The sequence below is a fragment of the Allocoprococcus comes genome, from assembly GCF_013300725.1.
In the GTDB taxonomy this organism is placed as follows: Bacteria; Bacillota; Clostridia; order Lachnospirales; family Lachnospiraceae; genus Allocoprococcus; species Allocoprococcus comes_A.
In genome coordinates, this window is sequence record NZ_JAAIMM010000037.1 from 1 (window position 1) to 24,631 (window position 24,631).

Sequence of the window (24,631 nt, forward strand, 5' to 3'; positions counted from 1 at the left end):
CCCTCACGACTGACCCTCAATTAGTTCGGCAAACCCTCAAGAACTTTGATTATCCTATTTTCTACTTTTGGGTATAAAATCTCCACTGTTAATATAGAATATTTGTTCGATTTTGTCAAGTCTTACGTGCAATTTTTCTCTTTCTTCTTAAGCAATTCTTCCCACATGCTCTCAACCAATTCACACAGAAACTGCCGATTATCCACATCATCAACCAGAATCATTTTTTCGCACCATCATACGGCGGTTCCATCTCAGCATCCGGCATCAGTTTCACCACCACCTGAACCGGCTTTACCAAAAGTCTGTCAATGCGCACTAACATCTTGCTCCGCATTAACATTCTCAGACATTGTATCGACTTTATCTATTTAATCCAAACATATTTTCTACCAAAGCAAATGTCTCATCAATACTACGGTTTTCGTCTCTTGTTATTACATTAAATCCAGATTTTTGAAACATCATATATCTTTCCTGTGAATTAATTCTTTTCAGACATTCTCTGAAATTTATCATAGCCTCCTCAGAATTATCTTCTTTCAATAACAACTGATATAAAAACTGTTTTTCCTTATCTGGTCTTTCAAAAAATCTCTGCACAGAAATATTCGGATCTGCTAACATAATCAAAACATGATTTTCATCTGAAATTTCATGTAAAATTTCAACCGAAATATTAGTATCTACAAATATTTTTTTCTTTGTTCTGGAAACTAAATCCTTTAAAATTTCAATTTCTAAGACAGTACATTCTTTCGTAACTCCATTTACCCACGCCTCATATTCATCTGGAGTTCTTCTGACAAATTCACCCCAATCCTGTAAATCTCTTGTGTAAGTAAGATTAGGAAACTCCTTGGTATCCAAATTTTCTAAAAGTCTATCCTGATAATTTTCTTCGCAGGCGATTCCGTCATATTTTTCTGCCAGAAGTTTTACCATTGTGGATTTTCCAGCATATGCTGTCCCATTAATAAAATAAACATTTTCAAACTTCACGACTATCTTACCACACTCCAATCTATCTTATAGACTCAATTATCATATCAATAACAGCACCAACAGCTCTTTTAATATCATTGCCTTCCCATCCAAGTTTCCAATCATTCTCTGAATACACATCAGAAACAACATATATACCTGTTGCCACACATTTTCTATAATTAGCTATTGTAAACAAACCAACTCCTTCCATTTCAACGCAAAGTGCTCCTTTATCCCGATAATCCATGACTTGTCCCCACGTCTCTCTATAACCTGCGTCCGTTGTCCAGTGAATTCCTCTCTTATATGGTATTTCTGCACTTGTTATCATTGATTCAATCTCGTTCGTCAAATCCTTCGATGAATGAATTATATCATAATCATATCCGTACAACCTTGCTACTGCAGTATCATTAAAAGCACCGTCCGTAAGAATAATCTCTCCCGGAACTAATTCTGGTCGTAAGCCCCCGGCATAACCAACATGAATTAATTCTTTAACGCCTCCGGCAATTAAATCCTCCGCTTGTGTAGCTATCGCAGGCGAGCACATATGCCCTTTTATAAAACCAATGTTTTCATTTTTATTAAACACATACAACTTCCCACCTAATGGATATCTATATTCTCCTACATTTCTTGACACCATTTCATCAAAAATGTCATCAGCAAGAAGATATACTCTATCCGGTATTTTGATTTTATCAATATCAAATCCAGCATTTTTTAATTCTACTCTGACAAGTTTCTTAGGATCTGTTAATGCATTATTTCTGTCCACTATTTTCTCCTTCAAATGTCATTCGGCCTCTCAATAGTATCTTTTATATCAAAATTTATGTATATCTTTTGAATATCCAAATTGTGTTTGAAACTTCTTATTGCACTTGCATATTCGCCATTTGTTTCTTCACTTTCCGGCCAGATTTTTAAGACAGTATTATCTAGCGAATATTCTTTTCCGCCGACAATTGCCTGAATATTCTCAGGAAACTCCAGTTGTCACATTTCTCCTATACTATGCTATATGTAAAGACTTAATCAAAAAATCTACGACACTCTTTTGATATTGATCTTTTATGATATTTTCTTTGCTTTCTTCAATACTTCCATCAACAAAATATTTGCCGTTTTCTTTATTGATTGATAATGAATCAAGAGGCCATCCTTCAAATCTTTTTGATGAAGCTTTATCAATCATATAGAATAATCCATTTTTTTGAGCTGCCATATTGTCCATAAACGATGAAATTACTCCGTGATTATAAACTGCAATTCCATCTAGGTAATATGCTGTGACTTTACCTCCAAGCCCTGCAATAAGTTTTGAATAGTAATCAATCATCTCTTCATCTGACAGTCTATCCATATTCATAGGTGTTCTAATATTTAGTCCCGGCTGACGCAAATCCTCAAAATCCAGTTCTTCAAAATATAATCCAGAATCATTACAAATAACAACATCAAAGTATTGTCCATAAAACTCTGCCTTCATAATAGCATTTTCTTCTGGTGTATTCCCCATTTCCTTAGGTTCTTCTATAACTTCGATATCTCTTAAAGTAATAAATTCAATATCATACCCTTTTAACAAATCCGAAAATCTTTTTACCTTTGATGGATTTGTTGTTCCTAATAAAACCCTCATATCGTCATACTCCTAAACTAAATCATCTTAAAAGCTTTCAACGCTTCTACTATTGCCTCTTCCTTCTCCTTCGGACACTTAGGCTGTCTTGCGTCATCTGACTTAGGTTTATTATAATTCTCACGCTCTATGATTCCATACTTAGCCTTAACCTGTGCAATATAGAGATTAGAAACTTTCATCCCATCATTATGCTCCGCCACGTAGGACTTTATCTCCTCATAAGTAGCCTTGCTCTCAGCCGCCGTTAAATCCATCTCGTCCATGTCAAGTCTCACATTCACATGATGCTTCGCTTCATGGAGTTTGGACAAAAGACAGACCGTCTCAATATGGTAAGTGCCCGGAAAAAGATCCACACACCCAATCCGTTCTACCTGATATCCCCTTCCCTGCAGAAGCTCCAGATCTCTTGCCAGGCTGGTCGGCTTGCAGGCAATATAAACCATTCTCTCCACACCAAAATCAATGATCTTTTCCAGTGCTTTCGGATGCACGCCGTCTCTTGGGGGATCCAGCACGATCAGATCCGGTACTTCACCCAGATCATCGATTACTTTCAACACATCTCCAGCCCAGAAGGTACAGTTATCGAGTCCATTTAAAGCAGCATTTTCTTTTGCAGCCTCTACCGCCTCTTCAACAATCTCCACACCTACTACTTTTTTTGCCACTGGTGCAAGGATCTGTGCAATCGTTCCGGTTCCACTGTAGAGATCAAAGATTACCTTATCTTTTGTCTCACCGATATAAGATCTTGCTGCCTCATAAAGCACTTCCGCGCCAAGGGAATTAGTCTGGAAAAAAGAAAATGGTGTGATCTTGAACTTCAGTCCCAGAAGTTCCTCATAGAAATAATCCTGTCCATATAAGGTTCTGGTTCCTTCATCTTTTACCACATCTGCAAGGCTGTTATTGGTTGTATGAAGAATTCCGGCAAGCTTCCCATCATAAGAAAGACCGGTAAGCTTTTCCACCAGTCCGGCTTCATCTAGCTGTGCCTCCGATGTTGTTACCAGATCAATCAGAATTTCTCCGGTGCGAACTGCCTTTCTCACAAGAAGATGACGGAAAAATCCAGTATGGCGCATTCTGTGATAATACGGAAGACCTGTATCTGTCGCGAACTCCAGAACAGCCTTTAAAATTCGTCTGAAATCCTCATCCACGATCTTGCATTCTGTAACATTTACAATATCGTGAAAGCTGCCTCTTTTATGCATGCCAAGTGCAAGAGGTCCATCCTTATATTCGTCTCCAAAAGAAAATTCCATTTTATTGCGGTATTCCTCTCTGACCGGGCTTTCTTTAACACCCTCCCAGATATAATCACCATCAACCGCCGCATCCATCATTGCATGGATCTGCGCTTCCTTCATCTCCACCTGCTTTTCATACGGCAGATTCTGATAAGTACATCCGCCACAGGCTCCAAAATGCGGACATGCCGGCTGACATTCTTCCGGTGAATGCTCCAGAATTTCCAGAAGCCGGCCCTCTGCCTGACCTTTTCGTATCTTATTCACCGCGAAACGCACCTTCTGTTCCGGAACGGTATTCTTCACGATCACTTTTTTTTCTTCGCCCTCTACCACGGCAAATCCTTTATTCGGGAAATCTACCCTTTCTATATATCCTTCTAATATCTGTCCTTTTTTCATCTATCTATATACCCTCACATAGAAAAGGCAGGAATCTTTGACAATTCCTGCCTTCGCTGCTTTCTTAATATTACTGTACTTCGTCTTCGTCACTGAAGAAATCATTGTCGAAATCATCGTCAAAATCTTCTTCAAAGTCTTCCAGATAATCCGGAGTAAAGAAACAATATACTGCATATGCAATTGCTGCAACTGCTGCTACCGCACCGATAATTGCAAGAATCCAGAGAACAGTTGTCTTCTGATCATCATCTTTCTTATGCATCATATCGTTGAGTTTCGTTGTTGCAAGTAATTCTTCGATTCTGTTCATCTCCATACACGCCCTTTCTGCCGTCACTTTCCGCTTCGGCTCACTCATTATTTATAGCTAGTATACCACAAATCCATGCATAATTTCCACCATATTGCACAGATTTTACGAAAAAGAATGTGTTTCTTAGGCACATAGTGCAATTTTAGTCAATTTTCTGCAGTTTTGCAAACATGGCAAACATCTTCTTCGTGCCCGCCGTATCAAAGTCCACGGTCACTTCGTAGTCTCTTCCGCCTTCTGTGATCTGTGTCACCAGTCCTTCCCCAAACTTTATATGACGCACTCTGTCCCCCACATCATATCCCGGACCTTTTCCCTTGGTCACAGTAAACTGCTGTGCAGGCTTTGCCGCCGCGAACGCTTTTGTCGCAAATGCCTGTTTTGCCTGACGGTAAGCAGATACCTTTGGTTCCTCCTCTGTCTGCTCTTTTTTGAACAGGGCACCGGTAGAAAGCAGACTCAGCGGAATCTCTTTTAAGAATCTGGACATCTTATTATACTGTGTCTCACCGTGTACCATCCGTCGTCTTGCACAGGTCAGCGTCAGATTCTCCTTTGCACGGGTAATTCCCACATAGCAGAGTCTTCTCTCTTCTTCCAGCTCTGCCGGATCATCTGCCGTGATCGTCATATAGCTTGGGAAAATCCCATCTTCCAGGCCGGCGAGATAGACGTGTGGAAATTCCAGACCTTTCGCACTATGTAAAGTCATCAGCACCACATAGTCTGTCTCCTCATCAAGACTGTCGATATCTGCAACCAATGCCACTTGCTCTAAGAAGCCGGAAAGTGTCGGTTTTTCATCTTCTGCTTCACAGGATTCCTCGTATGCAACAATTTTATTCCGAAGCTCTTCAATATTTTCCAGACGGCTTTCTGCTTCTTCATCAGAATCCGCCTGCAGTTCTTCTACATATCCAGTTGCATCGATAATCTCATCCATCAGCTCCGCTACACTCATGCGTTCGCCTTCGGCTTTGAAATGCTCAATCAGGGCTGCAAAGGATTCGATTTTACCAAGCGCACGTCCGATTCCCGGAACCGATCCTGCAGCCAGGATTGCTTCATAGAAACTGATCTCCCGTTCCGTTGCATAGTCCTGCACCCTTCCGATAGTTGTCAGTCCGATTCCCCTCTTCGGCACATTGATGATCCTCCGCACTGCCAGATCATCTTTTCCATTATCTACTGTTTTTAAATATGCCAGCAGATCCTTTATTTCGCGTCTTGCATAGAAGTTTACTCCACCAACGATCTTATACGGAACATTGGATACCACCATCTTTTCCTCGAATATACGGGACTGCGCATTGGTTCTGTATAAAATAGCGAAATCCTTGTATTCTCTTTTTCCACTGTTCACCTTGTCTTTGATATCACTGACAATATAATCCGCCTCATCGTAAGCAGAATCAAACTGACGGAACTGAATCTTCTCACCCTCACCATTCTCGGTCCAGAGCGACTTCTCTTTCCGTCCTGTATTGTGACGGATCACTTCATTTGCTGCGTTCAGGATTGTGGATGTGGAACGGTAATTCTGTTCCAGCTTGATCACCTTCGCATTCGGATATTCTTTTTCAAAATTCAGGATATTCATGATATTCGCACCCCTGAATTTGTAGATCGACTGGTCATCGTCACCAACTACACACAGATTCTGATACTTACCGGCAAGAAGACTTACCAGCTTAAACTGTACCGTATTCGTATCCTGATACTCATCCACCATGATATAACGGAATCTTTCCTGATAATACTCCAGCACATCCGGCTGTGTCTGAAGAAGCTGTACCGTCTTTAAAAGCAGATCATCAAAATCGAGTGCATTGTTAGCTTTCAGCTGCTTTTCATACTCGGTATAAACCTGTGCAATCTTCTTTTTCGCCCAATCTCCTTCTGCACGAAGTGTCATCTCTTCCGGTGTGACAAGCTCATCTTTTGCGGAAGAAATCGCACTAAGAAGCGACCGTTCCTTAAACATTTTCGTATCGATCTGCAGATATTTGCACACATCCTTGATCAGTGTCTTCTGATCATCTGCATCATAAATCGTAAAATTTGTATCATACCCGAGCCGGTCAATATATCTGCGCAGGATCCGCACACACATTGAATGGAAGGTGCTCACCCAGATACTCTCCGAACCGAATCCAACAATCTGATCCACTCTCTCACGCATCTCCCCGGCTGCCTTGTTCGTAAATGTGATCGCCAGGATATTCCATGGATTCACACCTATCTGATCAATCAGCCAGGCGATCCTGTGTGTAAGTACACGTGTCTTACCGGATCCTGCTCCGGCAAGGATCAGAAGCGGACCCTCTGTATAGAAAACAGCCTCCTGCTGTCTGTCATTTAATGTATCATAAATACTCATATTTTTGTTCCTCTTTCTTCTCCTCTCTCGAGGCTCTATTGCATCATTATATTATAAAAAAAGGAGGGTGTCAAAGAATCTCTCATCCCTATTTTTCGTCGTAAAAATAGAAAAATCCAGCTCCTTTTTTCTTATCTGTAAAATTTTGTAAAATATCTGGACTTTAAAATTTTAATGTGCTAAAATGTCATTGTATGAATGAGTGGGGCAGTTTTTGTCACACTCTTATTGATTATTTGTCACGGAGGGATAATATAATGAGTAGAAAAATCAGAACAGAAGCGGTCGATTCTTTATTTGACGCCGTTCTCAGTCTGAAAAGCAGAGAAGAATGCTACACATTCTTTGAAGATGTCTGCACGATCAATGAGCTTTTATCGCTTTCACAGCGTTTTGAAGTAGCTAAGATGTTGCGTGATCAGAAAACATACCTGGAGATTGCAGAAAAGACCGGTGCTTCCACAGCAACAATCAGCCGCGTAAACCGCTCTCTTAATTATGGTAATGATGGATACGATATGGTATTTGAGAGACTTCAGTCGGGGGCTGAAGAATCCGAATCTTAATTTTACAGACACCGGCAGGAGCTGGTAGTAACAGCCATTGCCAGACACATAATAGTAAAAAAGGAACGAATTTCAAAATCTGAAATCCGTTCCTTTTTTATCCTTTTTTAACTGACTCTTTTATTTTTTCTTATCCGGCTTTGGAAGTTCGTCCACCATTTTTTCGATCAACTGTTTTTTCACATACACATCAAAACTGAGATTGCAGATAAAGGCAAACTTCTGAAGCTGTTCTCTTTCTTCATCATCCACACATGCAAAAGAATGCTCAGCAGTCTCATACGCCTTGCGAATACTATCCTGCAGCTCTCCGATCCTGCTTTTTTCCATCTTGCAGACTTCTTCATAGATGCTTTCCATATCAAATTCCGAATTCACAGCAAAATATTTGTCCGTCAATGGCTTTAACAAGATCTCAATATCTTTGATCGAGAGCAGATTCTTAAAATAATAGACAAAAATCAAAACCAGAAGGTGCTCTTTGGAATACTTTTTCTTGATCGGAGGCGGAAGCAGATTGTTCTTCGCATAATTATTGATCATCGTTTTCGTCAGGATCTTATCATCCTCATAACGCTTCGTCGAACTGAGCTGCTCCTCCATAAAAGTTGTTACCTGATCCATATATAAATCTATATTCGGAATATCTACCGGATGAATATAATCAATTCCACCGACACTTTCCAGGATACTGTTTAATAAATCTTCCGTATTTATCGTCATTCTTTTTCACCTCAATATAGATATTATATAGTATTAAAAACTAGATATCAAGTCTTTTCTCTATCTTTCATCCAGGCTTTTTTAACGTAAGTGACGTATTAACAATTCACTTTTTTCTGTTTCCACATATTCCGTTTATGCCGGATACATGATTCCAGAAGCTCTGCAGAAGTATTAACGGTCAGTTCTTCCGGAAAATGACTCTCCTCGATCACCGGGAGCGCATAACTGTAATCTGCAAGATCTACATCCATGTGTGCGTCGCTTCCCATCGTAACCGGAACTTCGTATTTCTTACAGTATTCCAGCATTTTTAAATCATTTTTCCTGGTATCCACGCGGAATCCGCCAGGTCTTAACGAACCGTTATTTACCTCCAGAATGGTTCCTGTCTCTTTTGCTTTTTTTGCCAGCTGTTCATAATCCACCGGATATCTTCCGTCATCCGGATGTCCAATAATGTGAATCAGCGGATTCTCCATTGCCGCAAGGTATGCTGCCGTGATTGCCTCTTCCGTCCGCTCGCCTTTATAACAAGGTCCATGAATACTTGCAATTGCAAGATCCATCTGACAAAGTGTGCTCTCCGGAAGGTCAACCTCTCCCTTTTCATTCATAATATTCAGTTCCACACCCATGAACAGTCTCACGCCGTACATTTCACGCGGTACGATATGCAGATTCTGGAAATAGAACTCATGACAGGTTCCCGGCATCTGCGGTGCATGTTCAGTCAGTGCAAATGCCTCCAGTCCTTTCTCTTTCGCCATCTGTGCCATCTCACGGATCGTATTATATGCATGTCCGCTGACAATGGTATGTGCATGTGTATCTAAAACTATTTTCATCGGTCTTTCCTCCTGCCTGCTCTTTGTCTGTATTCTCACAGCTCATCTTTTCTTATATTCTTATGATAAACTGATTCTTTCTTTTTTACAATCCGTTTTTTCCCGCTGTTTTCATTTCTAAAATTTCTATAAAATGTGCGGTGTTTTTGTTGTCACATGGTACAATAGACTATAAGAATATTTAACGAAAGAGGTTTTTTTATGAATCTTTTAGCAGCACTTGCAAGTGTACGGATCTTTCCCGGAAAAGCTTCCCATCAGACACTGACTACCCGTTGGGGAAAAGCTCTTGATCCGCAGCACATACTGGAAGAATATCCACGTCCGCAAATGATCCGCGATCAATATATCAACCTGAATGGAGAATGGAATTACACAGTTCTTTCAGAGAAAAATACCATAACCAAAGAAGGAACTCTTCTCGTTCCTTTTTCTCCGGAAGCCCCTCTTTCCGGTGCCGGTTTCCAGTTAAAACCGCACGAAAAAATGCTCTGTGAGCGCCTTCTGCCGATCAAGTGCCTACCTTCCGACGGATCCCGGTGCATCTTACATTTTGGTGCAGTCGATCAGTATGCAAAAGTTCTGGTAAATGGAAAAGTAGTTGTCTCACATATCGGCGGATATCTTCCATTTTCTGCTGATATCACAGATGCTCTGCAGGCGGGTTCCAACACTCTGACTGTACACATTGAAGACCGTTCCGACACTTCTTATCACAGTGTTGGAAAACAGAAATTAAAGCGTGGCGGAATGTTCTACACCGCCCAGAGTGGAATCTGGCAGACAGTATGGATGGAATGGGTTCCGGCTGTCTATGTCAAAGAACTGGAGCTCACCCCTTTATATGAAAAAGAGACGGTACACGTATCCCTTCTTTTAAATCATCCGATTTCCGGATGCAGCGATGCCGAAGCGGTTGTCTGTCATGTCAGAGACATGGACGGTCGCCTGATTTCCAAAGGGATCTGCACCAATCAGTCTGACTCTCTATGCTGTTACTCCTGCTACTGTGACGTCAACAATATGCATCCCTGGAATCCGGATGATCCTTATCTTTATACGATGGAGATACAGGCAGGCGAAGATAAAGTCACCGGCTATTTTGCAATGCGTACCTTTACCATCGAACCGGATAAAAAAGGACTTCCCCGCTTCTGTCTGAACCATGAACCGCTTTTCCTGAATGGAATCCTGGATCAGGGATACTGGCCGGACGGACTTTACACTGCTCCGTCTGATGAAGCACTGATCTATGATATCCAGACCATGAAAAATCTCGGCTTCAACATGATCCGTAAGCATGTAAAAGTCGAGACTGCAAGATGGTATTATCATTGCGACCGCCTGGGAATGATCGTCTGGCAGGACATGGTAAACGGCGGTACCTACAATGCTCCGTTCATGACCTGGCTGCCTGCGCTCTTTCCAAAATTCAAGCTTCACACCAGTGACCGGATTCATCCTCTCTTCGGCAGGAAAAATGTACATGGCAGAGAAGAATTCATCCGTGAATGTAAAGAAACTGTCACTGCCCTAAAAGCATTCCCATGCATCAGCACCTGGGTGATCTTCAATGAAGGCTGGGGACAGTTTGATTCGAAAAAGCTCACTGCCTTGTTCCGCGAACTGGATGACACCCGGCTCATCGATTCCGCCAGTGGCTGGTTTGACAGACGGCAGGGAGATTTCAAAAGTGAACATAACTACTTTGCAAAGCAGTTCGTAATTCCATCTGACCGCGCTTTCGTCATCTCCGAATACGGCGGCTACACCTGCCAGATCAAAGGACATACCTGCTCCGGCAAGACATACGGATATAAGATCTGCTCTTCACCGGAAGAATTCCAGGCAGCCTATTATAAACTTATGTCTGAAGAAATCGAGCCCCTCAAAGAACAGGGCTTGTGCGGAGCAGTATATACGCAACTCTCCGACATCGAAGATGAAATAAACGGACTGATGACGTACGACAGGGAGGTTTGCAAGTTGTAGGTGGTTGGCAAAGTTACGCACCCATGGATTCGGATTCACCCCCGCTCGCGCTTAGTCCGCAAACGTAGCGGATACTAAGTTCGATGATGTCTGACGACATCCTCTCACTAAGTACCGACGTTTCCGATGGGGTTCATTCCGAATGCATGGGTGCTTGCGTTTGTCGCTCCAGTACAAATTGTGCGGAGGCGCTTCGCTGCCGCACTGGGAAAATACTATTTTAATTTCAGTGGGATAGGTTGCACAGGAACGTAAACTTCATATCATTCACTTATACTTCTCCAGTACCGATATTAAATTTTATAGTATCTACTAATTGGCATCCTACATAAATCCATTGCCACCACTTCCCGTCAGACAACATATCAGGCGACGCGCAGCGGATGCCGTCCCCCTGGTATTAGTTTTTTGTGCGCTTAGTATGGTGCCGTCTTCCCCTTCGCCGATGCGGTTCTGGTGTCATAGCACAGCCCGAAAGCAGAAATATCGTTCTGCCCCGAGCGTCCCTTTCCCACCACCTAACTCATCAGCAAAATCCCCGAAAACGGCGGCAGGTCCAGCGTCACATGCGTCCCTTTTTTTGCTTTTGCCGGCAATGTCTTTTTCTTTTTTGTATTTCCTCCATATTCGTCCCAGTCCGTATTCAGTACCACACTGAGTTTTCCTCCTTCTTCGGTATCCAGTTCGTAATCTTCCTGTTCTTCGTCTGAGAAGTTGAATATCGCGATAAAGTTCTTATCTTTTCCTTTTCTTTTGATTGCATAGATACAGCGTTCTTCCTGATGGCAGTCCAGCCATTTGAAATTCTCCGGATCGTAATCATGCCAGAATGCATCATTTTCCTGACCGATACGGTTCAGTTCGATCATATATCGGTGAAATGCACCATGGAGCGGATATTTTAAGATATCCCAGTCCTGCTCGCGGCTTTCATCCCACTCGCGAAGCTGACCGAATTCATTTCCCATGAAATTCAGCTTCTTACCAGGATGCGCCATCATGTACAAATACATGGCTCTTGCCTGCGGGAATTTATCCTCATATTCTCCGTTCATCTTCTGGAGAATCGTTGCCTTTCCATGTACCACTTCATCATGACAGTATTCCAGCAGAAAACGCTCATTATAATAATACATCATCGAAAACGTCAGCTTATGATAATCTCTGCTTCTGTATTCTGGTGCACTCTGGAAATATTCCAGCGTATCGTGCATGAAGCCAAGATCCCACTTGTAATCAAAACCAAGTCCTCCCTGATCAACCGGTTTGGTGACACCTGGAAAATTAGTGGAATCTTCTGCGATCAGCATGGCCGTCGGATGAAGGGACTTTAGTCCCTGGTTCATCACCTTCAGAAAATCCAGTGTCGTTCCGTTGACACCTCTGGTCTCGTCACCCTGCCAGTAGATCAGACGGCTGACCGCATCCATACGGATTCCGTCAAAATGGAACTCACTCAGCCAGTAATTTGCTGCCGACTGTAAGAAACATCGTACTTCCCCTCTGGAATGCATGAAATTACAGCTTCCCCATTCGCTTTCACCTACTGCCGCATTTGGATATTCATACAGACAGGTTCCGTCAAATTCTTTCAGTCCATAATAATCGACTGCAAAATGTACCGGAACAAAGTCCATGATCACACCAATTCCTGCCTGGTGACACTCATCCACAAATTTTTTCAGCTCATCCGGTGTTCCATAGCGTGTGGTCGGTGCAAAAAATCCGGTATTCTGATATCCCCAGGATCCGTCAAACGGATGCTCGGAAAGCGGCATCATCTCAATATGGGTATAGTGATTCTTTTTTACATAAGGAATCAGAAGCTTTGCAAGCTCAGTATAAGTATACCAGTCTGTCTGACCTTCTCCTTTTTTTCTCCAGGATCCTGCATGGATCTCGTAGATATTTACCGGACTGTCAAATCCGACCGTCCGGTTCTTCATCCATTTTTCATCCTTAAATTTATAACTATAAAGGTCCGTTAAGATTGAGCAGTCTCCTGGTCTTAATTCCATCTGGAAACCATATGGATCACAGTGCTCTACCCTTCCGCCATTTGCTGTGTAAATGCAGTACTTATACATCTGACCAGTCTTCGCCGGAATCGGCTGCGACACATATACACCGCTCTGTCCCTCCTGACACATCGGGATCTCTGTCCAGTTACTGAACTCTCCAAATACGCACACTCCTTTTGCCGATGGCGCAAACACACGGAAAATAAAATTTTCACCCTCTTTATGTGCTCCAAAATAACGATATACATCAAAAAGATGCCCTGTATAAAACTCCTTCCGCATCTCTTTTCCCCCTGTTTATTTATTTTTTTGAAAAGATATGTTTGATAAAAACATACATTACTATGGCAAATGCCATCAGATATCCAAACGCACCGATTGCCGGAATCCCCCACAACCTTGGCTGCATATTGGTTGTACAGATAATACTGGAACTGATCAGAAGTGCCATCACCCACAGCCCCATTACAATATTCCGCACCAGCCTCCTGAGCAGTCTGGAAAGCTCATCCGAAGTATGAAGATCCAGGTTGACTCTGGTCTGTCCTTTCATGTGACCCTGCAGGATGTCTGCTGCAAGGGAAGGAATATCCACTGCCTTGTGAAGAGAACGATACAGTCTTTTTGCATCATTCTTCATCTCTTTTTTCCACTGCTCCTTCGTCAGAAAGTTCTCCTTCATCCGTGCCGCCGCAATCTCAACCATGTTGATCTGCGGACTGATCTCGGCAAGCACACCTTCCATATTGGTAAGTCCTCTTGCAAGCATAGTAAGTCCATGAGGCATGGAAATTTTATTTTCCTTCATCACTTCCATCAAATCCTGCATAACTTCCGCAATATCGATATCACCCATATCAACCGTGCCATATTTTGCCATCAGATTATTGATATCTTCATACAGCTTGCTCTGATCCGGCTTTCCGCGGAACTCGCCAAGTGCCATCACCGCTTCCTGGATCAGGCCGATGTCATTCTCTGCCACACCTTTGACTGCATTGCTGATCTGCTCCCGGTCACGCTCGGTAAGTCTTCCCATCATTCCCATATCGATCCAGACAATCTTGCCGTCACGGATGCGCACATTGCCCGGATGCGGATCAGCATGAAAAAAGCCATCCTCCATAACCTGGCGAATATAATTATCTACAAGCTTTGTTCCAATCTCATTCAGATCATAACCATTTGCCAGCAGATTTTCTTTATCGTTGATCGCAAATCCGTCAATATATTCCATCACCAGCACATGGTTGGTCGTATATTCGCGATAGAGCCGGGGCGTTGCAACAAAAGCCACATCCTGATTGCGCTGGGCAAATTCTTCCATACTGGCAGCCTCCAGAAGGAAATTCATCTCCTGCTGGGTGACAGTCCAGAGCTCGTCCAGAACCATGTTAATATCCACCATGTCCTTGATCGTACCTGGCGGAACCAGCTTTGCCGCTTTGTGGAGTAAGCTGATATCTCTGGACATTACCTTATAGATGCCCTGCCTCTGAACTTTGACGACAACGTCTTCCCCAGTCTTCAGAACCGCCCGGTGGACCTGTGCGATCGACGCCGATCCCAGTGGATGCACATCAATGCTCTGGAATACTTCGTTCCACTCATAGCCGTAGGACTTGCGGATCACTTCTGCTACCTGTTCAAATGGCATCGGTGTCACCTCGGAATGAAGCCGCATCAGTTCTTCACAATAGCTTTTCGGAAGAATGTCGGAATGCAGTGACATGATCTGACCAAGCTTAATATAAGTCGGTCCCAGATCCTCCAGGATCAGCCGTAGCTTTTCCGGGGTAAGTCCACCGGTAATCCCATGTTTTCTGAGGACTGCCGTCATCTCCCGCAGTCTGGAACTGTATTTATTTGACTCTTTTGGCTGGTTTTTGTTACTCATTCATGCCCTCGTCGCCAGATTCGATTGCTTCGACTTCTTTTGCTGCTTCCTCTGCCGTCTCTGTTTCAACAGTTTCAACCGTCTCTTCTGCCTGTTCTACAGCTTCTTCTACTTCTTTTGTTTCTTCTTCTGAAACTGCTGCTTCACGTTCATAAATTCTTTCTTTGAGCTGTTCAATCTGCTCCGGTGTCATCTTGTCAAGCAGCTCGTCCAGTTCTTCCGGTGAAGATGTCCTGACAGAAACATTGACATTTTCTTTTACGGTCTTCTTGATATTGTGGCGAAGTTCCTGATTCAGAACTTTTCCCTGTTCTACAGCTGCTTCTCCACGTTCCGCCATCTTATCCAGAACTTCTTTTGACTTTTCTGCAGTTACTGCTGCTGTACCAATCCCTGCAAGTAATACTTTTTTAACTCCATCTCCTAAACTTCCCATAACGTCTATCTCCTTTCACAATTTCAATCTGCTTTAAAGTCCAAGGAACGTAAGCCCCTTTGGCAGAAAAATAATAATCCCGGCGATCGCTGCCATAATTGCTGCGATCAGAACCGCACCTGCTGCTGTATCTTTTGCAATCTTTGCAAGTGGCTTCCGCTCTTCCGTCACCAGATCGACCACCGCTTCTACTGCGGTATTGACCAGCTCCAGCGCCATGATAAGCCCAAAAAGCGTCAGGCAGATGCACCATTCCAGCGATGAGATCTTCAATATCACTCCGGCAATCACTACCAGAACCGCTGCCGCACAGTGAATCTTCATATTCCGCTCTTTTTTGATACAGGTACCAATACCTTCAAATGCGTATCCAAAACTCTTATAGAGCGGATCTTTCTTCTGACTGTCCATATTTCATCACCTGCTTCTTATTATTGTCTTTATTTTACCAAATCAGCTCTATAATAACCAGTCTTTTCCGTATTTTCTTTCTATACAATCTGTAAAAATTGTAAATTTGTATTTGTATGATGTAAGAGTCAAAATTCACTTTTGACTCTTACATCATTTGTATTGAAAAAAGCGGAAATACCATTTCTGATATTTCCGCTTCTCTGTCTGTTTATTTTATCTCTAATTCATCCATCGTTGTTTCCGCATTCATTGCAAAAAGTACACCTCCGAGGAATCCCGGGAAAACAATCGCATATCCTGCAAATATGATCAGCCAGGATATTCCTTTTAACGCCACCAGACTGACAACTCCCCAAAGTGCTGCACCTATAACCCCCCACAATAATGCATTCGTCAGCAGAAACCATCCTGTCATACTCTTTTTTCCATATTTTTTATTCTTCCAGAAATCCCACAGCTTTCTCATTTTACATCTTCCTTTCCAAATTCCTTACCTTTAACAGAATCTTAACAAAGGTATGTAAAATCCAAAGGATCCGCCATGTAAAATCTATGTAAGAATTTTAAATCACCTGATGCTTCAGCCACTTTCTGCTGTGGAATCTCCACGAAAAAATAATCCCACGGAGTGTCCAGTCTGAAAACATTCCGATCCACACGCCCATCGCTCCGACACCAACTACCCGGATCATAAATACGCTGAGGCAAAAACGGCACAGCCACATGGTCGTGCAGGACGTGATCATTGAAAATTTCACATCTCCCGCCGCACGCATACCATAGCCCGGGATAAATGCCATAATCCATACCAGTGGCTTTACAATCGTGATCCACATCGTCATGTGGAAACACATATCCGCGCTTTCTTTTTCCATGTCGCCAAGAATCGTGATCGGCTTTGTCAGCGCAAATACGCTCAGACAGCTGATGATCAGAATCACTTCTGCGATCATGCAAAGCTTCTTGATATAGTAAACTGCTTCGTCCTTTCTTCCGGCTCCGATACACTGTCCAACAATCGTCATCAACCCAACTCCGACTCCGATTGCCGCAATTCCGTTCAGGTTTTCCAGAATACTCGTCATTGCCTGTGCCGCGATTGCCACTGTGCCAAGTGTTGATACGGAAGACTGAATCGCAAGCTTTCCAAGCTGGAACATACTGTTCTCTACCCCTGACGGGATACCGATACTCAGAATTCTCCGGATCATCCGGAAGTCCGGACGGATTTTCAGATAATCACGCACCACGATCGGCTGCCTGTCTCGACGCAGCTGGATCAGAACTACAACAGCACAGAAAACACGTGAAATCAGAGTTGCAAGTGCTGCCCCTGCAACACCCATATGAAATCCCCAGATCAGCATCGCATTTCCTGCAATGTTCATCACATTGGATATCATGGAAATGAGCATCGGACCTTTCGTATTATCCTGTGCCCTGAAAATCGATGCTGCCGAATCATAAGCCGCGATAAATGGAAAGGACAGTGCCGTGTAGAAGAAATAAATTTCCGACGCACGCATGACCTCCGCCTCCACTGATCCAAAGATCAGATGCAGCATCGGCTTTTGGAAAACAAGACAGATCAGGCTGATCACAACCGAAATTGCCGTAATAATAAACAGCACCTGTCTCGCGGACTCATTTGCCTTCTTCACATTCTTCTGCCCGATATACTGTGCACAGACGATCGCGCCTCCTGCAGCAAGTGCAGAAAATGCCTGGATCACCAGCACATTGATCGAGTCCACCAGAGATACCGCCGAAATCGCCGCCGATCCAACATTGCTTACCATCATCGTGTCCGCTGTTCCCATGATGGAGTTCAACAATTGTTCCAGAACGACCGGTATCAGAAGACCTGCGATCATTTTATTTGTGAACATATGCTTTTGTTCCATTTTCTTTTGACGCCCCTTTACCTACTGCTTCTCTTTTCTTTCATTCCTGATTTGAAATCATTTTTTAAGTCACCTTTGCCATTATGGTCTTTTTAATCTCATAATGCAAGTATTTTTTGTCATACATAATTCTTCCTTCTATCCATGTCTCTTCCTGTCCTGCATACTTTCCATCTGTCTGCACATACTACTCTTATCCTGCCCGGCAGCTTTTTAAGATTTTATCTTCTTCTGCCATATGGCATATCAATTAAGGAGGTTTCCATGAAAAAACAAAAACATTCTAAGATTTTATCTCGCGAAAAATCCAATCAGGAGATCATTGATTCCTACGATTATCTTTCCAATGCGGCATCTGCGCAAGACTGCACCGGACTGATTCCTTCCGGACCTGCAAGTAAAGCAGAACTGGAATCTTACGAAGAAGTCTATCATTATCAGCCACCAAAAATTGATCCGGATAATACTGCCACCTAAAATGTCTTGTCGCATCTGCCAAGTAAATAAGGAACAGCCCAGACATTTTGCCAGAAACTGTTCCTCTTATTTACGCAATCAGTACGTCCAAGTCCGGGATTTTCTCCCTATTCCAGAATCAATTCCGGCTTAAACTTCAGATAATCCCCCGATACCAGTTTATATTCAATTCCATTTACATATCCCTTAAAGCTGTCATCGAACCGTTCCTTCCCGTGGCAGTGTGAATAGATCACCTTTTCTGCACCATATTGCTCTGCCATCCGGGTAAACGGACTCTCTTCCTCTCCGATCGATGTCGGCGGATAATGCAGAAACATGATAAACTTCTGGTATCCTGCCTTTTTCGCCATTTCAAAAGAGACCCTCAGGCGCTCGATTTCCCGGCTGCGCAACTTTTCAAAATGTTCGATCGTATCTTTCCCTTCATAACAGTAACCCTTTGTCCCAACCAAAGCATACTCGTCATATGCATAAAAATTATTCTGGAGAAATTCCAGACGCCCTGCAAATAGCTCATTCAGTCGCGCTGTCTTCTTCGCATCCCAGAACATATCATGATTCCCACGAAGCAGAATCTTTCTTCCCGGCAGGTTCTCAATAAATTCCAAATCCTCCCGGCATTCTTCCAGGTTCCGCCCCCAGGAATGATCGCCTGTGATCACAAGTGTATCCGCCGATCTGATTCTTTTCCTGCAATATTTCTCTATCTTCTTTTCATGGTCTTTCCATTCCTGTCCGAAAATGTCCATCGGCTTATTCACAGAAAAAGACAAATGGAAATCGCCCATTGCATAAAGTGCCATCTGATCACTCCCCTACAAGTTCTCTAATCTCAGAAAGACTTTCTGCAAAATAAATCCCCTGCTGCCGTTTCTTAGAAGACAGACCCACCTGAATCATATGCTCCAGAAGCTCTTTCATACTGTCATAGTATCCATTCAGATTATAAAAAATACATGGTGCATCCATCTGCTTTAACGATACCTGGGACATCACTTCTGCAATCTCTTCCAGGGTTCCGGTTCCACCCGGAAATGCAATAAATGCCTCCCCAAATTCCATCATTTTCACCTTACGCTCGAAGATGTCCTTTGTCACGATCAGCTCCGTCAGTCCTTCATACTGAAAATCCTGTTCGATAAACATCTGCGGCTCCACACCGATCACGCTGCCGCCTGCTTCAAGGACACTTCCTGCGAGTTCGCCCATAAGACCTGTCTTTGAACCGCCATAAACCAGTGTATGTCCGTTTTCACCAATCCATACGCCAAGCTCTTTGACTGCTTCCTTTAAAGAAGGATCGTTTCCCTCATTTGCTCCAAGATAAACGGTAATCTTCATTTTCTATTCCTCATCAAAATCTACTTCAAATACGCCTTCCGGTGTCTTCATGGTCAGAATTCCAAGGTTAAAATCATCATCCTGAATCGTGATGTGATATTCAAATACCACATCATCCTCAAATTTGGAAAGCAAAATATATTCTCCATTTTCTTTTCCTTCAATCTGATCACAGATATCATCATATACATCCTCTCCAGAAATCAGTCTCGGATATCCGGATGATTTAATTTTCTTTTCGATTGCTTCATATAATTCGTTCATGCTTTAATCTCACTTTCTTTTTTCATTTTACGCTGTTCTTTTTACCAGAATCAGCTCGTACATCTTCTCTTCAAATTGCGCCTTTGACTTCTGCCACTTTCATAACCGGTTCTATTTTGACCAGGTCGGTTCTTCGTTCCCAGTATACTCAAACCTGCCATCATTTTTCTCTTCCAGTGCTTTGATCATATGGTAGGTATACTCATTATACGGCACCGGGATTCCAAGTTCCTCTCCCATCCGCACAAGCGCACCGGAAAACATATCAATTTCCGTATGGCGTCCGGCATCCAGATCCTGCAGGGTAGAGTATCTGGCTGATGGCGGAACTGCGCTTCCGCGTCCAGATGAGCTTTCGGTCTTGCTCATATCAATTCCTTTTGCTCGTGCTACCGCTTCCAGCTCTCGCTTTAAACCGTCACTGATTGCTTTCATATGAACACTGTCACGATAACATCCAACACCTGCTCCCAGAATCGCCTGCGGCAGATTGCTGCACACATTCAGACGGAACTTGCACCAGATTTCTTCCTGAATATATTCGGTTGACCGAAAATGAATCCCAGTATCCTTAAACAGCTCTTCCACCGCTTTCACACGCTCACTGTCAAACGGTGCAGATGGTTCTCCAAAAATAATTCCAAGTGTGGTCGGCGGATCAAAATGATAACCATCTTCCTCTTTATGTGAAGCCACTTTGATCAGTGCCGGTAACACATGCTCCATCCCCACTGCTCTGCCAATGATCTCTTCGCTGTCAACACCGTTCATCAGACTCATGATTGCCGTATGCTCGCCTGTTGCTTTTTGTATACTCTCCAAAGCACCTTCCAGTGAACCGTATTTCAAAGCAACCACCATCAGATCCACATCATGTGCCTCGTCCGGAGTCCACACCTCCGGATGGTAAATCTTGCCATTGATCGCACATCCGTTCTTTTTCAGACGTTCTGCTCTTTCTCCTTCAGCGATCACTCCAAGCCGGATATCTGATTTTTCAGAAAGCCCCCAGATCACATAAGAGCCTACTGCTCCCGCACCTAAAACTGCAACTGATTTTATCTTCATCTTCTCTCGCCTCGTAAATTTTCTATTTTTCAACCTTTCGGAGTACCCTTGCCAGATTGCCGGCAATGGTGCTCTTTTTCATCATGATTATTGGTCAGAATCTGCGTATTTGTAAATTCCTTCTAAAACAAACCAAAGCTTCCAATCAGTCCGGTCATGACTATCATACTGATGATGATCGATACACTGTTGATACAGCTTGCAAGCCCTTCATCTCCACCACACATTCCAGTATAAGCCGGCGCAATTGCACTTGTGGGTCCAAAACAGACCAGAACCAGTGTCTGCCGGATCACCAGATCATATGGAAGAAGGAAATAAATTCCTATTGAAAAAAGAACTGCCAGAATATAGCGCATTCCAAGTAAACGGAAAATTTCTTTTATGTACGCTTTCTTCATCTCAAAGCGGAATAAAAGACCAAGCATCATCATCGCAATAAATGCATTCGCATTTGCAATCGGTGATACAAAGGTAACAACCTGTTCCGGAATCTTAATTTTACACAATGACATTGCAAACATCACCACGTAAGTCATCAACGGTGGGCTTGTCAAAAGCCGCTTTGCAAACTGTCTGTAATCCATCCCATTCTTGCTTTTCGATATATATTCTGAGACAAAAGCATAAGAACCACCAGTACAGATTACGCTGTTCCCTACATCAAAAATGCATGCTGATACACTTCCGATCCCCGGAAGAAAACTCTGTACAAATGGAATACAGAATGTTCCGATATTATATGCCGGAAGTTCCAACATGTAAAGAGCCTTTTTCTCCGGTGTCTCTTTTTTCGTCATCCATGCTCCAACTACCATTCCCACGATGTCCAGTGCCATACCTAAAAAAGCAAGAAAAAGGAAGGATGACTGTATCGATGGTATCGCTGCAAAATTCACTATGATTGCCGCCGGAAGTGTCAGATTGATCAATAATTTTTTTATGACCTCTCCTGCATTTTGCTCAACAATTCCCGTCTTTTTCAATAAAATTCCAAGAACCATGACAAACGCCAGAGATGCTGCACGTAAAAGTACCGCTGCCATTTTGTTGTCCTCCTGATGTATGTTATTTTCTCTTTATCCCCGCATCGGTGTCCTGACTTCAATCAGATTGCCGTCCAGATCATAAAAACGGATCACTTTCTGTCCCCAGCTGTACGTCATCAGCCTGGTGACATATTTGGTTTCCGGATACAGTTTTTCTAATTTTTCAGTAAATGCTTCAATATTCCGCTCTTCAAAATAAAGTTCACAGGAATTATTCTCCGGGACAACTTCTTTTCCTGTAACATCCTTCCAGACTTTTTCGTCCTGTAAAACAAGTCCTTCTGTCAGAATAACGTTTCCATCATTGTCCAGAATGACATCCAGACCAAACAGATCATAATAAAATTTCTTTGATTTTTCAATGTCTTTTACGACAATCAGGATATTCCTTAATCTCATCTTCTCCTCCACAACCTGATTTTTTTACTCTATCAGTTTTTTTATTATACTTCCATCTATTTTTCTTCGCAATATACTTCGGAAATCAAAAATAATTCATCGACTTTTTTCTGATCTTCCTGGTAAAAAATAGGCTTCCCCTCTTTCAGCAGGAACATCCAAACATCAAATTAAACGTCTTTGAAGGAAATTCAAAAAACGTCATGACAACCAGCAATCTTCCTGCCAGCATGTAACTGGTCTCTGTTGGTTACGGTGCCGCTTTCATTTTGGGGACGCACCTCATGCATCATACATTTTCAAAACCGATTGACTGCTATAGTTTTGGTGAACCTAAAACCGTATCTGATTTTGTAGTGGCACACCGCCATGGAGGATATCTTCCATCCTATGCACACGACTTTATCCGGATTGCACGGGATTTATTCGACACCTCCAGTGCAAATGGGTTCGCTTCCCTGGAATAGCTACCGCAAATACTTCTGTGTCTTTTCCATTACGTTTTTCAGGATATCAATGTTTTGTAAAATATTTTCTTTTTCCAATGAATGATTGGCATCCTCCTGATTTATCTTTTATTTCCATATTTATCAAAATTTTTCCTGAGTGCAATCTCCGTCGGTATGATCGAACCCACCAGTGGAATCATCTGAAATACACACAAAATTCCCCCGACATTTCCTATGGCATCATTAGACTTTCCCATAACCAGAAATAACACAATTAAAGATACCACCAAAAGAATAAGTCCACAGATATACCAGATCTTTCCGCAATAATGATGTGCAAATACCCAGGTGTCCTGATTCTTCATTGACATTGATGTTCTGTAACCAAACACATAATTGATCTGATCCGGTGCTTTTTTCAAAAACATTTTTCCGAAGCCTATCATTGTAAACGGAATCAGTAAATCCATTATAAGCATAAAAATCCAAAATCCCACAGCCGCACCTCCATTATTTTATTTTTTTTCAGTTTTTCGCAGATACACACCCCAAATGTCTTATGTTTCAGTTTACTCTCTTGGGACAAATTAATCAACAAACCGTTTTCGGTTCTTGTGTATGGATTTTATTCTTTAATGTGACCCGGTACAGGATAATAACTAATACCACTGATAAAATATCAGCAACCAGTTGTCAGCCATTTATAAGCAAATATTATGGTGAAAGCTTGTGCTGATGCTCATATTACCGCCACTTTCAAGTGGATAGAGCATAATCTGGCGGAGTATGGTGTTTGCGAGAATTCTCTCGGCAGTACTGACGTTAATGCTGACAAAATTAAATAAGTAATTACACAATCAATTATTTATCTTCCAGATTACTCGGATAAATTATATGATAAAAACAAGGGACTTTCAGTTGCAGGTTGTTCTGGAGTTTCAAAATCTTCAGAGGAGAGCGATTGGCTATCAGGTAAAAACACCAATTTCACATTTTTTGCATATCTTAAATGAGAATCTTATACCACACAGGAGGACTTATGAAAAAAAATTTTATATCCTTACTTTTTGTTTCTGCTATAACTGTCGGCCTTTTATCAGCCTGCAGCTCTGCACCTGCCGATGATAATGCTACGAATTCTAAAACTAAAACCGTCACTTCCACAGCCAATCATGACACCAGTTCTTCTCCTGTCTCTGTGACACTGAACGAAGTCGCCCATTCTATCTTCTATGCCCCACAATACGTTGCGATTGAAAATGGGTATTTTGCGGATGAAGGAATTAATTTGACTCTTGTTACTGGTTTTGGGGTAGTTTAGTTAGTACAAGACAATATTTATTATTTTGCCCGTAACTTCTGTCCTGTGTAAATTAAATTCGGGTTGAATAGCTTCTCAACTATCCGTTTATCTAAACTGAATCGCCTCAATCTGCAATGCCTGTCCGACTGTACCTAGTGTAGATACACCATCAGCTTTCGTCCAGTCTGTCCAACCGGAATTTTTTACGTGCACTCGATACTCAAAATCTCCGTCAAAGCACAAGCACTCGATACGCTTATTCTGTCCTGTGGTGCCGATTACCGTGTCTTTTGTGACCATGCCATAATCTTTCCAGCCGATACCCTCAATGTGCGCCTTTGCCTTGATTTCGGAGTTCAACGGATTGATTTTAAAAGCTTCCAGTCTGAGATTGTGACCCGTGATGCCAATGATATTCTCGCAAGCTCTCTCTCCTGTTATGAAGTGACTTTTGTCAAGAGTTAATTTTAAGAAATTTTTCTCAA

26 protein-coding genes and 1 pseudogene are annotated in these 24,631 nt (G+C 42.5%); 5 read left to right on the plus strand and 22 right to left on the minus strand.

The window, feature by feature from the left end:
• Nucleotides 1-363: 363 nt before the first annotated feature.
• The 6 genes from G4407_RS14960 to pcrA form a co-directional block, all read right to left on the minus strand.
• Nucleotides 364-1,002, minus strand: coding sequence for a hypothetical protein (locus G4407_RS14960; protein ID WP_173689526.1), 639 nt, complete (start codon nt 1,000-1,002; stop codon nt 364-366).
• A 22-nt stretch (nt 1,003-1,024) separates the two neighbouring features.
• Nucleotides 1,025-1,783, minus strand: coding sequence for a nucleoside phosphorylase (locus G4407_RS14965; RefSeq protein ID WP_179963173.1), 759 nt, complete (start codon nt 1,781-1,783; stop codon nt 1,025-1,027).
• A 222-nt stretch (nt 1,784-2,005) separates the two neighbouring features.
• Nucleotides 2,006-2,635 (minus strand): non-canonical purine NTP pyrophosphatase, encoded by a 630-nt coding sequence (locus G4407_RS14970; RefSeq protein ID WP_022122791.1) that lies wholly within the window; start codon nt 2,633-2,635, stop codon nt 2,006-2,008.
• Between the two features lie 17 nt (nt 2,636-2,652).
• Nucleotides 2,653-4,296 carry a 23S rRNA (uracil(1939)-C(5))-methyltransferase RlmD gene (gene rlmD / locus G4407_RS14975; RefSeq protein ID WP_173689527.1) on the minus strand — a complete coding sequence of 548 codons (1,644 nt, stop codon included), beginning with the start codon at nt 4,294-4,296 and terminating at the stop codon, nt 2,653-2,655.
• Between the two features lie 70 nt (nt 4,297-4,366).
• Nucleotides 4,367-4,609: a hypothetical protein gene (locus tag G4407_RS14980; RefSeq protein WP_044998722.1), complete on the minus strand. Its 243-nt coding sequence runs from the start codon at nt 4,607-4,609 to the stop codon at nt 4,367-4,369.
• A gap of 145 nt (nt 4,610-4,754) precedes the next feature.
• Nucleotides 4,755-6,992 (minus strand): DNA helicase PcrA, encoded by a 2,238-nt coding sequence (pcrA, locus tag G4407_RS14985; protein WP_173689528.1) that lies wholly within the window; start codon nt 6,990-6,992, stop codon nt 4,755-4,757.
• 257 nt (nt 6,993-7,249) lie between these two features.
• On the opposite strand from pcrA, the gene G4407_RS14990 reads away from it, so the two are divergent.
• Nucleotides 7,250-7,558, plus strand: a complete 309-nt coding sequence (locus G4407_RS14990; RefSeq protein ID WP_173689529.1) for a YerC/YecD family TrpR-related protein — start codon at nt 7,250-7,252, stop codon at nt 7,556-7,558.
• A 120-nt stretch (nt 7,559-7,678) separates the two neighbouring features.
• Here the strand turns inward: G4407_RS14990 and G4407_RS14995 are convergent, their stop codons facing one another.
• Together G4407_RS14995 and G4407_RS15000 are read right to left on the minus strand one after the other, a co-directional pair.
• Entirely contained in the window at nt 7,679-8,281 is a 603-nt protein-coding gene (locus G4407_RS14995) for a DUF1836 domain-containing protein (protein WP_173689530.1), read from the minus strand.
• A 98-nt stretch (nt 8,282-8,379) separates the two neighbouring features.
• Nucleotides 8,380-9,129: a phosphatase gene (locus G4407_RS15000; RefSeq protein ID WP_173689531.1), complete on the minus strand. Its 750-nt coding sequence runs from the start codon at nt 9,127-9,129 to the stop codon at nt 8,380-8,382.
• Nucleotides 9,130-9,330: 201 nt separating this feature from the next.
• Between G4407_RS15000 and G4407_RS15005 the strand changes: the two genes are divergently transcribed.
• Nucleotides 9,331-11,121, plus strand: a complete 1,791-nt coding sequence (locus G4407_RS15005; protein ID WP_173689532.1) for a glycoside hydrolase family 2 protein — start codon at nt 9,331-9,333, stop codon at nt 11,119-11,121.
• A gap of 518 nt (nt 11,122-11,639) precedes the next feature.
• Here the strand turns inward: G4407_RS15005 and glgB are convergent.
• The 6 genes from glgB to G4407_RS15035 all read right to left on the minus strand — a co-directional run bounded on the left by glgB (nt 11,640) and on the right by G4407_RS15035 (nt 17,793).
• On the minus strand, nt 11,640-13,424 hold the full coding sequence (gene glgB / locus G4407_RS15010) for a 1,4-alpha-glucan branching protein GlgB (RefSeq protein WP_173689533.1): 1,785 nt from the start codon (nt 13,422-13,424) through the stop codon (nt 11,640-11,642).
• Nucleotides 13,425-13,443: 19 nt separating this feature from the next.
• Nucleotides 13,444-15,039 (minus strand): ABC1 kinase family protein, encoded by a 1,596-nt coding sequence (locus tag G4407_RS15015; protein WP_173689534.1) that lies wholly within the window; start codon nt 15,037-15,039, stop codon nt 13,444-13,446.
• Nucleotides 15,032-15,475, minus strand: coding sequence for a phasin family protein (locus tag G4407_RS15020; protein ID WP_173689535.1), 444 nt, complete (start codon nt 15,473-15,475; stop codon nt 15,032-15,034). Before G4407_RS15020 ends, G4407_RS15015 begins: the two co-directional genes overlap by 8 nt.
• 33 nt (nt 15,476-15,508) lie before the next feature.
• The gene (locus tag G4407_RS15025) at nt 15,509-15,886 is read right to left on the minus strand and encodes a diacylglycerol kinase family protein (RefSeq protein ID WP_173689536.1); all 378 of its coding nucleotides are present in this window, start codon (nt 15,884-15,886) and stop codon (nt 15,509-15,511) included.
• 211 nt (nt 15,887-16,097) lie between these two features.
• Nucleotides 16,098-16,355: a hypothetical protein gene (locus G4407_RS15030; RefSeq protein WP_173689537.1), complete on the minus strand. Its 258-nt coding sequence runs from the start codon at nt 16,353-16,355 to the stop codon at nt 16,098-16,100.
• Between the two features lie 97 nt (nt 16,356-16,452).
• Nucleotides 16,453-17,793, minus strand: a complete 1,341-nt coding sequence (locus G4407_RS15035; RefSeq protein ID WP_173689538.1) for an MATE family efflux transporter — start codon at nt 17,791-17,793, stop codon at nt 16,453-16,455.
• A gap of 264 nt (nt 17,794-18,057) precedes the next feature.
• Here G4407_RS15035 and G4407_RS15040 point away from each other — a divergent pair, with 264 nt between their 5' ends.
• Nucleotides 18,058-18,270 carry a hypothetical protein gene (locus G4407_RS15040; RefSeq protein ID WP_173689539.1) on the plus strand — a complete coding sequence of 71 codons (213 nt, stop codon included), beginning with the start codon at nt 18,058-18,060 and terminating at the stop codon, nt 18,268-18,270.
• 107 nt (nt 18,271-18,377) lie between these two features.
• On the opposite strand, the gene G4407_RS15045 is transcribed toward G4407_RS15040, so the two are convergent.
• The 6 genes from G4407_RS15045 to G4407_RS15070 form a co-directional block, all read right to left on the minus strand.
• Nucleotides 18,378-19,076, minus strand: coding sequence for a metallophosphoesterase (locus G4407_RS15045; protein WP_173689540.1), 699 nt, complete (start codon nt 19,074-19,076; stop codon nt 18,378-18,380).
• 4 nt (nt 19,077-19,080) lie between these two features.
• Nucleotides 19,081-19,614, minus strand: coding sequence for an LOG family protein (locus G4407_RS15050; protein WP_173689541.1), 534 nt, complete (start codon nt 19,612-19,614; stop codon nt 19,081-19,083).
• 3 nt (nt 19,615-19,617) lie between these two features.
• Nucleotides 19,618-19,878 (minus strand): hypothetical protein, encoded by a 261-nt coding sequence (locus G4407_RS15055; RefSeq protein ID WP_173689542.1) that lies wholly within the window; start codon nt 19,876-19,878, stop codon nt 19,618-19,620.
• Between the two features lie 111 nt (nt 19,879-19,989).
• Complete coding sequence (locus G4407_RS15060) at nt 19,990-20,946, minus strand: ketopantoate reductase family protein (RefSeq protein ID WP_173689543.1); 957 nt, start codon at nt 20,944-20,946, stop codon at nt 19,990-19,992.
• A 122-nt stretch (nt 20,947-21,068) separates the two neighbouring features.
• Entirely contained in the window at nt 21,069-21,992 is a 924-nt protein-coding gene (locus G4407_RS15065) for an AEC family transporter (protein WP_173689544.1), read from the minus strand.
• Between the two features lie 33 nt (nt 21,993-22,025).
• The gene (locus G4407_RS15070; protein ID WP_173689545.1) at nt 22,026-22,394 is read right to left on the minus strand and encodes a VOC family protein; all 369 of its coding nucleotides are present in this window, start codon (nt 22,392-22,394) and stop codon (nt 22,026-22,028) included.
• 284 nt (nt 22,395-22,678) lie between these two features.
• On the opposite strand from G4407_RS15070, the gene G4407_RS16610 reads away from it, so the two are divergent.
• Nucleotides 22,679-22,861, plus strand: a complete 183-nt coding sequence (locus G4407_RS16610) for a hypothetical protein (protein ID WP_243259284.1) — start codon at nt 22,679-22,681, stop codon at nt 22,859-22,861.
• Between the two features lie 101 nt (nt 22,862-22,962).
• Here the strand turns inward: G4407_RS16610 and G4407_RS15080 are convergent, their stop codons facing one another.
• Complete coding sequence (locus G4407_RS15080; RefSeq protein WP_173689546.1) at nt 22,963-23,340, minus strand: SdpI family protein; 378 nt, start codon at nt 23,338-23,340, stop codon at nt 22,963-22,965.
• 542 nt (nt 23,341-23,882) lie between these two features.
• Between G4407_RS15080 and G4407_RS15085 the strand changes: the two genes are divergently transcribed.
• Entirely contained in the window at nt 23,883-24,164 is a 282-nt protein-coding gene (locus tag G4407_RS15085; RefSeq protein ID WP_243868865.1) for an ABC transporter substrate-binding protein, read from the plus strand.
• A gap of 87 nt (nt 24,165-24,251) precedes the next feature.
• Here G4407_RS15085 and G4407_RS16445 read toward each other — a convergent pair.
• Nucleotides 24,252-24,631 (minus strand): annotated as a pseudogene (locus G4407_RS16445) (hypothetical protein); the annotation flags it as partial.

Coding starts and splice junctions, on each gene's coding strand:
- G4407_RS15025 (WP_173689536.1), bottom strand. CDS start 15,886: ATGGACAGTCAGAAGAAAGATCCGCTCTATAAGAGTTTTGGATACGCA.
- G4407_RS15070 (WP_173689545.1), bottom strand. CDS start 22,394: ATGAGATTAAGGAATATCCTGATTGTCGTAAAAGACATTGAAAAATCA.
- G4407_RS14995 (WP_173689530.1), bottom strand. CDS start 8,281: ATGACGATAAATACGGAAGATTTATTAAACAGTATCCTGGAAAGTGTC.
- G4407_RS15030 (WP_173689537.1), bottom strand. CDS start 16,355: ATGAGAAAGCTGTGGGATTTCTGGAAGAATAAAAAATATGGAAAAAAG.
- glgB (WP_173689533.1), bottom strand. CDS start 13,424: ATGCGGAAGGAGTTTTATACAGGGCATCTTTTTGATGTATATCGTTAT.
- G4407_RS14990 (WP_173689529.1), top strand. CDS start 7,250: ATGAGTAGAAAAATCAGAACAGAAGCGGTCGATTCTTTATTTGACGCC.
- G4407_RS15020 (WP_173689535.1), bottom strand. CDS start 15,475: ATGGGAAGTTTAGGAGATGGAGTTAAAAAAGTATTACTTGCAGGGATT.
- G4407_RS15035 (WP_173689538.1), bottom strand. CDS start 17,793: ATGGAACAAAAGCATATGTTCACAAATAAAATGATCGCAGGTCTTCTG.
- G4407_RS15060 (WP_173689543.1), bottom strand. CDS start 20,946: ATGAAGATAAAATCAGTTGCAGTTTTAGGTGCGGGAGCAGTAGGCTCT.
- G4407_RS16610 (WP_243259284.1), top strand. CDS start 22,679: ATGCATCATACATTTTCAAAACCGATTGACTGCTATAGTTTTGGTGAA.
- G4407_RS15045 (WP_173689540.1), bottom strand. CDS start 19,076: ATGGCACTTTATGCAATGGGCGATTTCCATTTGTCTTTTTCTGTGAAT.
- G4407_RS15065 (WP_173689544.1), bottom strand. CDS start 21,992: ATGGCAGCGGTACTTTTACGTGCAGCATCTCTGGCGTTTGTCATGGTT.
- G4407_RS15055 (WP_173689542.1), bottom strand. CDS start 19,878: ATGAACGAATTATATGAAGCAATCGAAAAGAAAATTAAATCATCCGGA.
- G4407_RS15040 (WP_173689539.1), top strand. CDS start 18,058: ATGAAAAAACAAAAACATTCTAAGATTTTATCTCGCGAAAAATCCAAT.
- G4407_RS15085 (WP_243868865.1), top strand. CDS start 23,883: ATGAAAAAAAATTTTATATCCTTACTTTTTGTTTCTGCTATAACTGTC.
- G4407_RS15050 (WP_173689541.1), bottom strand. CDS start 19,614: ATGAAGATTACCGTTTATCTTGGAGCAAATGAGGGAAACGATCCTTCT.
- rlmD (WP_173689527.1), bottom strand. CDS start 4,296: ATGAAAAAAGGACAGATATTAGAAGGATATATAGAAAGGGTAGATTTC.
- G4407_RS15015 (WP_173689534.1), bottom strand. CDS start 15,039: ATGAGTAACAAAAACCAGCCAAAAGAGTCAAATAAATACAGTTCCAGA.
- G4407_RS15000 (WP_173689531.1), bottom strand. CDS start 9,129: ATGAAAATAGTTTTAGATACACATGCACATACCATTGTCAGCGGACAT.
- G4407_RS14980 (WP_044998722.1), bottom strand. CDS start 4,609: ATGAACAGAATCGAAGAATTACTTGCAACAACGAAACTCAACGATATG.
- pcrA (WP_173689528.1), bottom strand. CDS start 6,992: ATGAGTATTTATGATACATTAAATGACAGACAGCAGGAGGCTGTTTTC.
- G4407_RS14970 (WP_022122791.1), bottom strand. CDS start 2,635: ATGAGGGTTTTATTAGGAACAACAAATCCATCAAAGGTAAAAAGATTT.
- G4407_RS15005 (WP_173689532.1), top strand. CDS start 9,331: ATGAATCTTTTAGCAGCACTTGCAAGTGTACGGATCTTTCCCGGAAAA.